General features: G+C 68.7%; 17 protein-coding genes. 14 read left to right on the forward strand and 3 right to left on the reverse strand.

Annotated features, from left to right (window positions below; translation table 11 throughout):
* Positions 1–2: 2 nt before the first annotated feature.
* Positions 3–1,055, forward strand: coding sequence for a non-homologous end joining protein Ku (gene ku / locus PL79_RS24980; RefSeq protein WP_044843389.1), 1,053 nt, complete (start codon positions 3–5; stop codon positions 1,053–1,055).
* A 24-nt stretch (positions 1,056–1,079) separates the two neighbouring features.
* Positions 1,080–4,070: a DNA ligase D gene (ligD, locus tag PL79_RS24985; RefSeq protein WP_044843390.1), complete on the forward strand. Its 2,991-nt coding sequence runs from the start codon at positions 1,080–1,082 to the stop codon at positions 4,068–4,070.
* A gap of 8 nt (positions 4,071–4,078) precedes the next feature.
* Here ligD and PL79_RS24990 read toward each other — a convergent pair whose 3' ends face one another.
* Together PL79_RS24990 and PL79_RS24995 are read right to left on the reverse strand one after the other, a co-directional pair.
* The gene (locus tag PL79_RS24990) at positions 4,079–5,401 is read right to left on the reverse strand and encodes a cation:proton antiporter (protein ID WP_044843391.1); all 1,323 of its coding nucleotides are present in this window, start codon (positions 5,399–5,401) and stop codon (positions 4,079–4,081) included.
* A gap of 42 nt (positions 5,402–5,443) precedes the next feature.
* Positions 5,444–5,800, reverse strand: coding sequence for a DUF3175 domain-containing protein (locus tag PL79_RS24995; RefSeq protein WP_044843392.1), 357 nt, complete (start codon positions 5,798–5,800; stop codon positions 5,444–5,446).
* A 157-nt stretch (positions 5,801–5,957) separates the two neighbouring features.
* Here PL79_RS24995 and PL79_RS25000 point away from each other — a divergent pair, with 157 nt between their 5' ends.
* The 5 genes from PL79_RS25000 (at position 5,958) to PL79_RS25020 (ending at position 8,707) form a co-directional block, all read left to right on the forward strand.
* Entirely contained in the window at positions 5,958–6,515 is a 558-nt protein-coding gene (locus PL79_RS25000; RefSeq protein WP_044843393.1) for a hypothetical protein, read from the forward strand.
* An 88-nt stretch (positions 6,516–6,603) separates the two neighbouring features.
* The gene (locus PL79_RS25005) at positions 6,604–6,969 is read left to right on the forward strand and encodes a DUF3022 domain-containing protein (RefSeq protein ID WP_044843394.1); all 366 of its coding nucleotides are present in this window, start codon (positions 6,604–6,606) and stop codon (positions 6,967–6,969) included.
* 337 nt (positions 6,970–7,306) lie between these two features.
* Positions 7,307–7,855: a type 1 glutamine amidotransferase domain-containing protein gene (locus PL79_RS25010; RefSeq protein WP_044843395.1), complete on the forward strand. Its 549-nt coding sequence runs from the start codon at positions 7,307–7,309 to the stop codon at positions 7,853–7,855.
* A gap of 3 nt (positions 7,856–7,858) precedes the next feature.
* The gene (locus tag PL79_RS25015) at positions 7,859–8,200 is read left to right on the forward strand and encodes a DUF1488 domain-containing protein (RefSeq protein WP_044843396.1); all 342 of its coding nucleotides are present in this window, start codon (positions 7,859–7,861) and stop codon (positions 8,198–8,200) included.
* 282 nt (positions 8,201–8,482) lie between these two features.
* Entirely contained in the window at positions 8,483–8,707 is a 225-nt protein-coding gene (locus PL79_RS25020) for a hypothetical protein (RefSeq protein WP_044843397.1), read from the forward strand.
* A 16-nt stretch (positions 8,708–8,723) separates the two neighbouring features.
* Here the strand turns inward: PL79_RS25020 and PL79_RS25025 are convergent, their stop codons facing one another.
* Positions 8,724–9,974 (reverse strand): phosphatidylserine decarboxylase family protein, encoded by a 1,251-nt coding sequence (locus PL79_RS25025; protein ID WP_044843398.1) that lies wholly within the window; start codon positions 9,972–9,974, stop codon positions 8,724–8,726.
* A gap of 120 nt (positions 9,975–10,094) precedes the next feature.
* Here PL79_RS25025 and PL79_RS25030 point away from each other — a divergent pair, with 120 nt between their 5' ends.
* The 7 genes from PL79_RS25030 to arsH all read left to right on the forward strand — a co-directional run bounded on the left by PL79_RS25030 (position 10,095) and on the right by arsH (position 14,232).
* Positions 10,095–10,346, forward strand: a complete 252-nt coding sequence (locus PL79_RS25030) for a hypothetical protein (protein WP_044843399.1) — start codon at positions 10,095–10,097, stop codon at positions 10,344–10,346.
* A 181-nt stretch (positions 10,347–10,527) separates the two neighbouring features.
* Complete coding sequence (locus tag PL79_RS25035) at positions 10,528–10,863, forward strand: ArsR/SmtB family transcription factor (protein ID WP_044843400.1); 336 nt, start codon at positions 10,528–10,530, stop codon at positions 10,861–10,863.
* Entirely contained in the window at positions 10,860–11,339 is a 480-nt protein-coding gene (locus PL79_RS25040) for an ArsI/CadI family heavy metal resistance metalloenzyme (protein WP_044843401.1), read from the forward strand. The genes PL79_RS25035 and PL79_RS25040 overlap by 4 nt, the downstream gene beginning before the upstream one ends.
* 9 nt (positions 11,340–11,348) lie before the next feature.
* A complete protein-coding gene (locus PL79_RS25045; RefSeq protein ID WP_044843402.1) occupies positions 11,349–11,843 on the forward strand; it encodes an arsenate reductase ArsC in 495 nt (164 codons plus the stop codon).
* Between the two features lie 16 nt (positions 11,844–11,859).
* Positions 11,860–12,354 (forward strand): arsenate reductase ArsC, encoded by a 495-nt coding sequence (locus tag PL79_RS25050; RefSeq protein WP_044843403.1) that lies wholly within the window; start codon positions 11,860–11,862, stop codon positions 12,352–12,354.
* Between the two features lie 64 nt (positions 12,355–12,418).
* The gene (gene arsB / locus PL79_RS25055) at positions 12,419–13,489 is read left to right on the forward strand and encodes an ACR3 family arsenite efflux transporter (RefSeq protein WP_044843404.1); all 1,071 of its coding nucleotides are present in this window, start codon (positions 12,419–12,421) and stop codon (positions 13,487–13,489) included.
* A 20-nt stretch (positions 13,490–13,509) separates the two neighbouring features.
* Positions 13,510–14,232 carry an arsenical resistance protein ArsH gene (gene arsH, locus PL79_RS25060; protein WP_044843405.1) on the forward strand — a complete coding sequence of 241 codons (723 nt, stop codon included), beginning with the start codon at positions 13,510–13,512 and terminating at the stop codon, positions 14,230–14,232.
* The last annotated feature ends 18 nt before the right edge of the window (positions 14,233–14,250 follow it).

Genomic DNA, 14,250 nt, shown 5'->3' on the forward strand with positions numbered 1-14,250 from the left:
GCATGGCATCGCGGATGATCTGGAAAGGCGCGATCAGCTTCGGGCTCGTTCACGTGCCCGTGCAGCTGTTTCCCGCGACGCGCACCGTGAAGCCGTCGTTCCGGCTGCTCGACAAGCGCTCGATGGACCCGGTCGGCTATCGGCAGATCAACAAGCGCACCGGCAAGGAGGTCGCGCGCGAGGACATCGTGCGCGGCTACGAGTACGAGAAGGAACGCTACGTCGTGCTGACCGACGAGGAGATTCGCGCGGCCAATCCGGAATCGACGCAAACCGTCGACATCCTGACGTTCGTCGACGCGGACGCGGTATCGTTCCTGTATCTCGACACGCCGTACTACCTCGTGCCGGACCGCAAGGGCGAGAAGGTCTATGCGCTGCTGCGCGACGCGCTGAAGGACAGCGGCAAGATCGGCATCGCGCTCGTGGTGATGCGCGACCGCCAGCATCTCGGCGCGCTGATTCCGGTCGGGCCGCTGCTCGCGCTCGACACGCTGCGCTGGCAGGAAGAACTGCGGCCGCTCGACGAACTGACGGTGCCGGCCGACGACGCGAAACACGCGGGCGTGACCGCGCGCGAGCTCGGGATGGCGAAGAAGCTGATCGACGAGATGGCGGGCAAGTGGACGCCGGACGAGTATCACGACACGTTTCGCGACGACATTCTCGAGCTGGTCGAGCGCAAGGTGCGCGCGGGCAAGATCGAGGAGATCGAGGAGCGGCCTGCGCAGACGGGCCGCGCGGCGACCAACGTGGTCGATCTGACCGAGCTGCTGAAACGCAGCCTGAAGGGCGGCGGCGGTGGCGGCGCGCGCGCGGCGGGCCCGCGCAATGCGGGCGACGACGAGGGCGCGGAGGCGGAAGCGTCGTCTTCCTCCGCGTCGTCTTCTTCTGCGTCGTCGCGCGGCGGCGCGCGCCGCAAGCCGGCTTCGAAGGCCGTGCCGAAGGGCTCCGCCGAGAAGACGCCGGCGGCGAAGCGGACGGCCGCGAAACGTGCCGCGACCGGCGAGCATGCGGCGAAGAAAACCGCCGCGCGCCGCAAGCACGCCGCATGACGCGCGGCGACGCGAGGTGACACGATGGCCGGCAAGCTCGATCCCTATCGCCGCAAGCGCCGCTTCGACGCGACGCCGGAACCCGAAGGCGCGCACGGGCGGCGGCGCGCGAAGGCGAGCGCGACACCTTCCGGGCGGGCGACCCGGCGTGCCGGCCACCCGCTGCGCTTCGTGATCCAGGAGCACCACGCGCGGCGCCTGCATTACGACTTCCGGCTCGAACTCGACGGCACGCTGAAGTCGTGGGCCGTGCCGAAGGGGCCGAGCGTCGATCCGTCGGTGAAGCGCCTCGCCGTGCAGGTCGAGGATCATCCGCTCGAATACGCGTCGTTCGAAGGCGAGATTCCGGCCGGGCATTACGGCGCGGGGGCGGTCATCGTATGGGACGAAGGCACCTGGACGCCCGACGGCGGCCTCGCGCAGGCACGCGACGGCTATCGCGCGGGCAAGCTGACGTTCCGGCTCGACGGCGAAAAGCTGCACGGCGGCTGGGCGCTCGTGCGCAGCGGACGGCAGGAGGGGCGACAGGTGCAGTGGCTGCTGATCAAGGAGCGCGACGACGACGCGCGCAGCGAGGCCGAATTCGACGTCGTCGGCGAACTGCCGGGGAGTGTGCATGACGGGGCGGCGTCGGCGACGCGTGCGGATGCCGCGGGCCGCTCGACGCGCGCGCGCGGAGCGCAACGCGGCCGGCGCGACTCGACCGACATGCGTGCCGCAGCGCATGACGATCATAGCCGCGATGGCCGCGATGGCCGCGATGGCCGCGACAGCCGCGACAGCCGCGACAGCCGCGACAGCCGCGACAGCCGAGAAAGCCGAGAAAGCCGAGAAAGCCGAGAAAGCCGAGCCCGCCGGCCCGCCGATCCGTCCGAGATCGACGGTGCGGTACGCGCGCCGCTGCCCGAGCGCGTCGCGCCGCAACTCGCGACGCTGGTCGACGGCCCGCCGACGCAGGGCGACTGGCGCTACGAACTGAAATTCGACGGCTACCGGATCCTCGCGCGCATTGCGGGCAAGGGCGCCCGCCGACACGTGAAGCTGATGACGCGCGAAGGCCGCGACTGGACCGCGAAGCTGCGCGCGCAGCGCGACGCGCTCGCGGCGCTCGACGTCGACGACGCCTGGCTCGACGGCGAGGCCGTCGTGCTCGGCAGGAACGGTCTCCCCGACTTCCAGGCGCTGCAGAACGCGATCGGCGCCGGGCATTCAGATGCGATCACGCTGTTCGTGTTCGACCTGCCTTGTCTCGACGGTTACGACTTGCGCGACGCACCGCTCACCGCGCGCCGCGCCCTGCTCGAACCGCTGCTCGCCGACAGCGACCCCGCGCGGCTGCGCTTTTCGCCGGATCTCGGCGACGACGTCGCATCGCTGATCGCGAGCGCCTGCGATACCGGCCTCGAAGGGCTGATCGGCAAGCGCGCGGAATCGCGCTATCGCGGCGGGCGCTCGCCCGCGTGGATCAAGCTCAAATGCCGGCGCCGGCAGGAGTTCGTGATCGGCGGTTACACCGAGCCGTCGGGCAGCCGGCACGGCTTCGGCGCGCTGCTGCTCGGCGTGCACGAGCCGGCAGCGGCCGGCAAGCGGCGGCGCGGGCCTGCGCCGCTGCGCTACGTCGGCCGCGTCGGCACCGGCTTCGACACGCGGATGCTCGACCGGCTCGCACCGATCCTGCGCAAGCAGCAACGCGATACGACGCCGTTCGATCCGCCGCCGCGCGAACGCTCGCGCACGCGCGTGCACTGGATCGAACCGACGCTCGTCGCCGAATGCGAATTCGCCGAGTGGACCGGCGACGGCATCGTGCGGCAGGCCGCGTTCATCGCGCTGCGCGAGGACAAGCCGGCGTCGCAGATCGTCCGCGAAGTGCCGAAGCAACCGGAAACGGAGGGGGCGATGGAGCGACGCCAGACCACGCATCACGAAAAGCGCGAACGCAAGCACGCGGAGCACGTCGATCGCACGTCGCATACGTCGCATACGTCGCATACATCGCATACGTCGCACGCCGAGCACGCCGAGCATGCCAATCACGCAGATCGCCCCGATCAAGATGCAACGGGCCGCAAGCACCACGCACGTTCACGCCCGTCCCCCCACGCAGCACGCGACGATACCGATTCCGACGCGCTCGGCCGCGTGCGCATCACCCATCCGGAGCGCGTGCTCGATCCGCAGAGCGGCACGCGCAAGATCGATCTCGCGCATTACTGGCAATGGGTCGCGCCGTGGCTGCTGCCGGACCTGAAGGGCCGGCCCGTGGCGCTCGTGCGCGCGCCCGGCGACATCGCGGGCGAGCTGTTCTTCCAGAAGCATGCGGAGCGCCGCGAGATCCCGTTCGTCACGCAGCACGCAGGACTCGATCCGGGCCACGGTCCGCTGCTGTCGCTCGACAGCGTCGACGCGCTGCTCGGCGCCGCGCAGATGGGCACGATCGAGCTGCATACATGGAACGCGCACGCGTCGAACATCGAGCGGCCGGACCGGATCGTGTTCGACCTCGATCCCGATCCGGCGCTGCCGTGGAGCGCGATGACCGACGCCGCGCAGCTCGTGCGCGGGCTGCTCGACGAACTGGGCCTCGCGTCGTTCTGCAAGACGAGCGGCGGCAAGGGGCTGCACGTCGTCGTGCCGATCGCGCGGCACCTGGGCTGGGACGACGCGAAGGACTTCTCGCGCGCGCTCGCGCGGCATGTCGCGGGCGCGCTGCCCGACCGTTTCACCGCGACGATGGGCGCGCGTCACCGGCGCGGCAAGATCTTCATCGACTACCTGCGCAACGGCCGCGGTGCGAGCACAATCGCCGCGTATTCGGTGCGGGCGCGGCCCGGGCTGGGCGTGTCGGTGCCGCTGCGCTGGGACGAGGTGCCAACCACCACGGGCGGCGCGCAATGGACGATCGACACGCTGCACGAGCGGCTCGACCGGCTGAAGCGCGACCCTTGGGAAGACTATGCCGGCACGCGGCAGCGGATCACCGCGCAGATGCGTGCGCGTCTCGGCATGTCGTGACCGCGCCGTCAGCGCCGACGCTGCTGCAGGCGGTGATACCAGTCCATCAGCGGCGTCGCGGACACGCCGTGCGCGATCACCGACGCCGACACGACGGCCAGCACCGGCGCCGCGAGCGGCCGCACCGCGCTGGACGGCCCGTGCTCGAGCGCGAACAGCAGGTAGTAGAACGAGCCGATCCCGCGTATCCCGAACCATGCCAGCAGCCGGCGCTGCGCCGGCGTCGCGCGCGAGCCGGCGAGCGCCGGCAGCACCGCGAGCGGCCGCACGGCGACGAACAGCGCGACGGCGAGCGCGGCCGAGCCCCACGTGAAGAGCGGCGTCGTCAGCGTGGCGAGCACGCCGCCGATCATCGTCATCACGAGCGCCTCGGCGATCCGCTCGAGCTCGATCGTGAAGTCGAGCACCGATTCGGTCATGAACGCGTGCGCTTTCTCCGGGTGTTTCTCGGTCGCGACCACGTCTTCCGAATCGACCCGGCCGATCACTTCGCGCGGCCGGCGGTCACCGCTCGCGCGATGCTCGACGCGGCGCATCGCGACGCCCGCGGCGAACGTCGCGATGAAGCCGAACGTATGCGCGAGCTGCGCGGCACCGAACGACAGCACGATCAACGCGAGCGCGAAGAAGCCTTCGAACCCGAGTGCCTGCGCATGACGGGTGCGCAGCCAGCCGATCGCGGTGGTGGTCGCCGCGCCGAGCATGCCGCCGATCGCGGCCGCGCCCGCGATGCCCCACAGCGCGGCCAGCGCGAACGCGCCCGACAGCGGCGGCGGCCCGTGCGGCGCATCGGACGCGCCGCACAGCGCGAGGCCCGCGAGCGCGAACGGCAGCGCGATGCCGTCGTTCAGGCCGCCTTCGCCGGACAGTGCGAAGCGCACCAGGTCGCGATCGCCGGGATCATGCACCTGCACGTCGTGCGCGAGCACCGGGTCGGTCGGCGCGAGGATCGCCGCGAGCAGTAGCGCGGGGCCCCAGCCGAGCCCGAGCGTCAGGACCGCGCAGCCGGCGAGCAGCGGCACCGTGACGATCATCGCGAGCAGGCCGAGCCGGCACGGCACGCGCCACAGCGGGTCGGACAGCGGCACGCGCAGCCGCAGCCCGATCGCGAACAGCGATACCAGCAGCGCGACCTCGACGATCTCGCGCAGCAGCGGCGCGTCGCGCTGGATGTCGAGATGCAGGAGCCCGGCGCCGGACGGGCCGAGCGCGACACCGAGAGCAAGATAGATCATCGCGCTGCTGCACGGCAGATGGCGCAGCGCCGACGTCACGATGCCCATGCCCATCAGCACCGCGCCGATGATCAGATACCACAACGTTTCATGCATGCGGGCAGGCCGGGCAGGTCGACGGTGAACCGGCGGGGGCCGTCACGGCTTGCGGCCGAACGCCTCGCGCAGTTTGCGCTTCGCACGTTCGAGCGTCGCGCGGCGCGTCTTCGGCAGGTTGCGGCCCGCGCGGTTCACGTAGAAGTTCAGCATCGACATCGCCGACTGGAACGGTGTTCCCTTGCGTCGGCGGCTGTGTTCGGCCGAGCGCTTGAGCGACGCGGCGATCTTGCCCGGGTCGTCGGACTTGAAGATCTCGGGCTCGATGTCGAGCGCATCGCTTCGTTGCATGACGTCGGCGGACCAGCGCTTGCGGTGCTGCGGATCGTTGCTGCGCGCACGGCCCGGGCGGCGCGTCGCGCGTTTGCCGTGCGGATGGGAAGCTGAAGCTGAAGGCATGGCAGGGCTCTCCCTATGGAATCGGGATGGATCGCGGGTCTTGGGTGTCCGGGTGGTGCCGCAATTCGCGTGCCGCCTGTCGGTGGCGGCACGGGCCTTGCTGAATCGAAGGCGCAGGCCATTCCACTACGGCGGTTCCATTGAGGGAGAGCGCTCCATGAAGCCAGCATCCGAATCGAAATCTGCCGCGCGCCGGATCCTCGCGTGCGCGGCCGTCGTGCTCGTCGCGGCCGCACCGGCCGCATGGGCACAGAATTCGCAACGTTCCGACGAGGGCACCGGCGCGCCGATCCTGTCGCCGCCGGACACGTCGGCGCAGGGCAGCGGCGGCAACCTGTCGAACGGCAACACGGCGGCGCCGCCGCCCGCGACCCGTATGCAGGCGCCGCGCGGCACGGGTCCGCGCGGTCAACCGGACGTGCGCAGCAAGCCCGGCGGCATGACTGGCGCCGGGGCCGGCAGCATGGGCGGCGGCGCGACGGGCGGCACCGGCAGCACCGGAATGGGCAGTACCGGCAGCGGTACCGGCAGCACCGGAATGGGCACCCCCGGTACGGGCAGCACCGGTACGAGCGGTGCCGGCGGCAGCGCGGGCATGGGCGGTGCCGGTGCGGCCCCGGGCGGAACTGGCGCGGGCGCCGGCAATAGCCGCTTGCCGGGGACGACCGGCTCGGGCGGTGGCAGCACGGGCAGCGCGGGGTCGAGCGGCTATTGACGATCACGGCGTCGCGCCGGCGCCCGGCGCGGCGCGCTGGCGGCGCTACCCGCGAGGCCGGCCTGCCGCCACTACGCAGGAGGACAACATGCAATCGAATTCCCGGATCTCGCTCGACGACGATGCGCTGGACGCCGACGCCGCCGAGACCGAGGGTCTCGATACGACGGTTCATGTCGACGTCGCGACCGGCAGGATCATGTTTCATGCGGCGTGGGCGCTCGCGCCCGATGCGCCGCGCGATACCGCGCGGCACGCGGTCGTGCTCGCGCTCAACTGCGACACGATGGAGCGCTATGCGGACCTCGACGAACCCGCGCGGATGCGCGTGCACGCGATGCTGCACGACAGCGTGCAGGCCACGCTCGACGCGCTGCCTGACGTCACCGAGGACCTGACGCTGACGATCGAGCTGACCGACGCGATGCTCGACGCCGCGCGGCACCTGCAGTGAGCGCGGGGCCGGCACCGGCCGGCGGCGGGTACGGCCCCGCATGCAGGCCGCCGGGCGGGTGCCTCCGATAGTCGCGGGTATTGCCGGCGTCACGTTACATCCGTCGTTGAAATCTTTGCAGGCGCCGCGCGGCGCTGTCCAATAGGCGCACGCATCACGCCGCGACGCGCATGCGCGCCGCCAACCGCCAACCGCCGATCGCCGATCGCGGGTCGCGCCCCATCAAGGCGGCGCCGCGCCGGCCGCCATCCCGACGGGCGCGGCACGCCCATTGCTGCGTCGATGGATACAGCAGGGTACGGCACATCCGGTGCCACAACACGACAGGGAGCGATTCATGATCGGCAAGCTGGATCATTGCAAGGTAGCGATACTCGCGGTCGACGGCTTCGAGGAAGCCGAGCTCGTCGAACCGCAGCGGGCACTGACGGCAGAGGGCGCGCAGGTCGACGTGATTTCGCAGAAGCGCGGCGAGATCCAGGGGTTCAGGCACGTCGACAAGGGCGATCGCGTAAAGGTCGACCGCACGTTCGACGATGCGCGCGAAGGCGATTACGACGCGGTCGTGCTGCCGGGCGGCGTGGTCAACGGCGACGCGATCCGGATGCTGCCGGCCGCGCGCGAATTCGTGACCGCGGCCGTCGGCGCGGGCAAGCCGATTGCCGCGATCTGTCACGGCGGCTGGCTGCTGGTGTCGTCCGGGCTGGTGGACGGCCGCACGATGACGAGCTGGCCGAGCCTGCAGGACGACATCCGCAATGCGGGCGGCAAGTGGGTCGACCAGGAGGTCGTGCGCGACGGCAACCTGATCACGAGCCGCAAGCCCGCCGACCTGCCCGCATTCAACGGCGCGCTGGTGCAGTGCCTCGCGTCGCGGGGGCCCTGAGCGATGCCGGCCGAACCCGTTCGCCACGTGACGCTGACCGACGCGCCGCCCGAGTTCGACGGTGCGGCGCTGCTGATGCGTTTCGTCGTCGAGGTCGACGGGAAGCCGCAAACCTGCACGATCACGGTCGAAGCGCTCGAGGATCATTTCGGCGCGCGCTCCGCGCTCGAAGCCGACTTGCGCGACGCGTTCGAGCGCGGCCGCGCGCGCATCGAGGCGGCGTGCGCGGACGTGCTGGTCGACGGCAAGGGCGGCGTGGAACTCCACAGCGGCTACTTCCGCGTGCGCGACAAGGCGGCGGGCAAAACCGCCCGCGCCGGGATGTTCCGTTCGCGGAAGTCGTGAGTCGGTGGGGCATGCGGCGCGTGCCGCTGCCGTGCCGCAGTGCGCCCGTGCCGTTCCATTCGCACCATTGGGCGCCATTACACGCCGTTGAAAACTTTGCAGCGGCCCCCGAGCGCCTTGAAGTGACACATCACGCCGCGCGCCGGCCGGGCGCCGGGCCGCTCCGTCCCAGATACTGGCACATTCCCTGCATGTCTCCTCAGATCGCGGCGCACGATTCGCGCCTGCGCCGGCGCGATGCCATCGTCGTATCGCGCCAAGCCGTCAAATGGGGGAGACAACATGCTGACCGCACATGAATTTGCCGCACTATTCCTGGTCCATCGCGCGCCGGAACAGATCCAGGCCGACCGCGAAGATATCGTCGCGTTGGTGGAACAACACCTGATCGAGATGCGCGCCGACGCATCGGGCGCGAGCCGGCTCGCCCTGACGCCGGACGGGCTGTCGATCGTGCAGCGCATGCTGCGGCACGCCGGGCGCGGGTTCGGCAGTGCCGACGCGTGATGCCGAACCGCGCGGCTCAGTGCGCGATCGCGACCGGTGCGTTGACCTGCACGGCCGGCGTATCGCCGTCGAACGGCGGCGCGCACTGGAAGCGGTCGATCACGCCCGGTTCGAACAGCAGGCAGCAGGTCGAGCCGCCGTACTGGAAATAGCCGATCTCGTCGCCCTTGTCGATTCGCTGCCCCGGCACGACCTCGATCACGCACGACGACACGTCGCCCATCCCGACGAACACCGCGGCTACCGTCCCGATCCCCGGGTCGTCGCAGTCGATCGCGACCACCGCGCGCGCGGCGACGGCCGTCATGTAGCCCTGCGAGTCGTTGAGCCCGGCCGGGTCCGGGCCTTCCGCTTCCGCGACCGAGTAGTAGGTGCCGTCGACCCGGTACGCGTGCGTGACGGTGCCGCGCACCGGCGCGTGCCAGCGGTGATAGTTGTACGCGCTCAGATACGCCTGGTAGAGGTCGCCGCCGACGAAGCGCTCGGCAAGCGGCAGCCGCGCGGGCGTGAAGATGTCGCGCAGCGAATACGGCTGCCCCTTGATCCAGAACCTGTCGCGGATCTTCACGCTGGATTCGGTGTGATACGGCGCGGCCTCGCACGCGCTGACGATCACGTGCGGATCGTCCGGCGCCGCGACCGGCCGCGCACCCGCGCGAAAGCGCCGCGTGAAGAAGTCGTTCCACGAGTCGAAGCCCCAGTGCGGCTGGTCCTCGCGATACTGGAACTGCGACAGGCCGACGCGCGTGCGCGCTGCATCGCAGAACCAGCCGTCGGGCGGCGACGTGTCGAGATGCGCGCGCGAATGCGGGCCGCCGAGGAAGTCGCACCACACGTTCAGCACCTGCTTCAGGTGCGCGTTGACCGCCGCGTCGCGAAACACCGCGTGGCCCGACGGCATGCACATCGGCCAGTCGAGAAACGCGTTCAGCGGGCACACGACCAGGCTCGTTTCGCTGAACGGCGGCGTGTAGGTCATCAGGTGGTCGATCACGGTCATCAGTTCGCCGATCGATGCGTAGCCGAGCATGCGGCCCGCTTCGAGCGCCTCGTCGATCGCGCGGGTGAGGCTCATGCGCAGCACCGCGTTGTCGTCGAACAGCCGCGCGAGCGCCTGCACGGCCGGCGTGCGCAGCTGTTCGCCGGCCTGCGCGCGCGCTGCGTTCGCAATGTTCGCGCGGTACCCGGCCATCTGCGATTCCTCACGGGCCATCCATTCGCCGAGACGGTGACGCGTTGCGGGCGGCGTGCTGCGGTCGATCGGCATGGTCGGCTCCGGAAAGGGTTGCGGTACGAAACGGGGGAGCAAGGCGCTTGCCCGACAGGCGGCACCCGAATTGCTGCGCATCTCAACGAAGGTCTCTTTCAATGAGCCGGGAGGGCACACATGAACGTAGCTTCGAATGCGCGACAGACCCAGGACGCGACGTCGACCGACGAGCGCCGCGGCAGCGAACAGCGGACCGTCGCACCGACCCGCACGCGGGCGCGCGTGCGCGCGGCGACGTCCCGCGACGGCACGCGGCGAAACGAACGCAGCAGCGGGAACGGGCCGGTGGCGCCGACCCGCAAGGAAGGGGCGGGCGAGCCGCAGTGGGAGGATGACGGCGGCGCGATGCCGCCCGAAGAATGGTCGTGACGGTGTGACGCGGCCGGGATCGATGCGTTACCGCCGGTTCGGGTAGCGGTTCCGGCCGAGCCCGGCGTCTTGGTTGCGATGCCTCCTGAGGCCGCGCGAAAACCGCGCCTCCGCAACCAGGCCAACAGAAAAAATTTTTGGACACCATGCATCTATTCCATATTTCGATTATTATCGAAACATGGAAACGAACGAAACCATTGACGCCCTCGCGGCGCTCGCCCACGAGTCCCGCCTCGCGGTTTTCCGCGCCCTCGTGCAGGCGGGGCCGGAAGGCATGCCGGCCGGGCAGATCGCCACGCTGCTGGACGTGCCGCCGTCATCGCTCTCCTTTCATCTGAAGGAACTGGCGCATGCGCAACTCGTCACCAGCCGCCAGGAAGGCCGTTTCGTCTTCTACTGCGCGAACTTCGCCACGATGAACGGCCTGCTGGCTTACCTCACGGAGAACTGCTGCGGCGGTAATCCCTGCTCGCCTGCGGGCACATGTTCCCCGGCCAAGGAGCAACAATCATGAAGCGCTTCCACGTGCACATCAGCGTGCCGAACCTCGCTGACAGCATCCGTTTCTATTCGGCGCTGTTCGCTGCCGAGCCGACCGTCGTCAAGCGCGACTACGCGAAGTGGATGCTCGATGATCCTCGCGTCAACTTCGCGATTTCGCACCGCGGCGCTGCGCCCGGTCTCGATCACCTTGGTGTACAGGTCGAAAACGAAGCCGAGCTGGCGGAAATGCACACGCGTCTCAACGGCGCGTCGCTGCCGGTCGACGAGCAAATCGGTACGGCGTGCTGCTACGCGCGCTCCGACAAATACTGGACGGTCGACCCGCAAGGCATCGCCTGGGAGACGTACCAGACGCTCGGAGACGTGCCGACCTTCGGTGAATCCCGTAATTCGCAGTCGGCCGAATCGAATGCCGATGCTTCTGCTTGCTGTACCCCTGCGCGCGGCAAGCCGATCGGCGTGCCGGTGAAATCATCCTGCTGCTGAGGTCCATCCATGAGCGACAAGCCCTACAACGTGCTGTTCATCTGCACGGGCAATTCCGCCCGATCGATCCTGTCCGAAGGCCTGATGAACCAGCTTGGCGATGGGCGCTTCGTCGCCTATTCGGCCGGCAGTCATCCGAAAGGCGAGGTGAATCCGTTCGCGCTGCGCGAACTGGCGCGTTGGCAATTGCCGACCGACGGGTATCGAAGCAAGAGCTGGGACGAGTTCGCGGCGCCTGAAGCACCCCCGCTCGATTTTGTCTTCACCGTGTGCGACAAGGCCGCTGGCGAAGTCTGCCCGATCTGGCCCGGTCAACCGATCACCGCGCACTGGGGCGTCCCCGATCCGGCCGAAGTCGAAGGCTCCGACGAACGGAAGCAGCAGGCCATGCACGACGCGGCGCTGACGTTGAAGCGTCGGATCGACCTGCTTCTGTCATTGCCGATCACCAAACTCGATAACGTCGCGCTGCAGAAATCGGTGCGTGAAATCGGCCAACAGTAATTTTGGATGTACTGACATGACCACGAATGTACTGATTCTCTGCACCCACAATTCAGCACGAAGCGTGCTGTCGGAAGGGATGCTGAATCATTGGGCCGCGAAGCTCGGCAAGGACGTGCGGGCATACAGCGCCGGCAGTGCGCCGAGCGGTCGCCTCAATCCGTTCGCGCTGGAAGCGCTGACGAACGCCGGCGTCGACGTGAGCGGCTACCGCAGCAAGAGCTGGGACGAGTTCACTGTTGATGGTGCGCCCGAGATGCGCGTCGTCATCACGGTATGCGATAGCGCAGCGGCAGAGACGTGCCCGTACTGGCCCGGCAGTCCCGTCAAAGTCCATTGGGGCTACGCCGATCCGTCGAACGCGACGGGCGGCGATGACGGGAAGCGTCTCGCCTTCGAACTGACGCGGCAAGCGATCGGCTATCGCATGCTGCAGTTGCTGGCACTGCCGCTCGATCGCATGAGCAATGCCGAACTCCAGGCGGCGTTGACCGAGATCTCACAAAACTGACCATTCGGATGGCGATCTGCGGAAACGAGCGACCGCCAACGACTTCAAGACTGAACACCTCGCAATGAACACTTCCAATGTCGCCCCGCCGGGCAAGGCCGTCGTAAAGCCTTCCATCAATTTCTTCGAGCGCTACCTGACGGTGTGGGTCGCGCTGTGCATCGTCGCCGGCATTGCGCTCGGCCAGGTGCTGCCCGGCGTGTTCCAGCAAATCGGCCGCATGGAGTACGCGCAGGTCAATCTACCGGTCGGGCTGCTGATCTGGGTGATGATCATCCCGATGCTGGTCAAGGTCGACTTCGGGGCGTTGCATGAAGTGCGTCAGCACGTCAAAGGTATCGGCGTCACGCTCGTCGTGAACTGGCTGGTCAAGCCGTTCTCGATGGCGTTTCTCGGCTGGCTGTTCATCCGGCATCTGTTCGCGCCGATGCTGCCGGCGGACCAGCTCGACAGCTACATCGCCGGTTTGATCCTGCTGGCCGCCGCGCCGTGCACGGCGATGGTGTTCGTGTGGAGCCGGCTGACCGGCGGCGATCCGCTGTTCACGCTGTCGCAGGTCGCGCTGAACGACAGCATCATGGTGATCGCGTTCGCGCCGCTGGTCGGGCTGCTGCTGGGGATGTCCGCGATTACCGTGCCGTGGGCGACGCTGCTCACGTCGGTCGTGCTCTACATCGTGATTCCGGTGATCCTCGCGCAGATCTGGCGCAAGGTGTTGCTCGCGAACGGGCAAGCTGCGTTCGACGCCGCGATGGCGAAGATCGGCCCGTGGTCGATCGCCGCGCTGCTGGCCACGCTCGTGCTGCTGTTCGCGTTCCAGGGCGAAGCGATCCTGAAGCAGCCGCTGGTGATCGCGCTGCTCGCGGTGCCGATCCTGATCCAGGTGTTCTTCAACGCCGCGCTCGCATACTGGCTCAATCGCGCCGTGGGCGAGAAGCACAACATTGCATGCCCGTCGGCGCTGATCGGCGCGTCCAACTTCTTCGAGCTGGCCGTCGCGGCCGCGATCAGCCTGTTCGGTTTCCATTCCGGCGCGGCGCTCGCGACCGTCGTCGGCGTGCTGATCGAAGTGCCGGTCATGCTGCTGGTGGTGCGCATCGTGAACCGGTCGAAGGGCTGGTACGAGCGCGCTTGAGCAAACCACGGAATCCATCCATGACCGACCGACTGACCGACCTGCCGCAACTCGACGCCGATCTCTTTCGCGTACCGGACGCGAGCCGCTTGCGGCCGGCGTCGCCGTCGACGCATCCGCCCCGTCTCCTGCTGCTTTACGGTTCGCTGCGCGAGCGTTCGTTCAGTCGCCTGCTGGTCGAGGAGGCCGAGCGCCTGCTCACGGCGATGGGCGCCGAGGTGCGCGTGTTCAATCCGAGCGGCCTGCCGCTGCCCGACGATGCGCCCGAAAGTCACCCGAAGGTGGTCGAATTGCGCGAGCTGGTGATGTGGTCGGAGGGGATGGTCTGGTGCTCGCCGGAACGACATGGCGCGATGACCGGCATCATGAAGTCGCAGATCGACTGGATTCCGCTGTCGGTCGGCGCGGTGCGGCCGACGCAGGGCAAGACGCTTGCGGTGATGCAGGTCAGCGGCGGCTCGCAGTCGTTCAATGCGGTAAACCAGATGCGCGTACTCGGACGCTGGATGCGCATGCTGACGATCCCGAACCAGTCGTCGGTGGCCAAGGCGTTCATGGAATTCGACGAAGCGGGGCGGATGAAGCCGTCGGCCTATTTCGATCGCGTCGTCGACGTGATGGAGGAACTGGTGAAGTTCACGCTGCTGACGCGCGACATCGGCCCGTATCTGGTCGACCGGTACAGCGAACGGAAGGAAAGCGCGGACGCGTTGTCGAAGCGGGTGAATCAGCGGGGGATTTGAACCGTACGGGTACCGCTC

Source organism: Burkholderia sp. USMB20 (genome assembly GCF_000949135.2).
Lineage (GTDB): Bacteria > Pseudomonadota > Gammaproteobacteria > Burkholderiales > Burkholderiaceae > Burkholderia.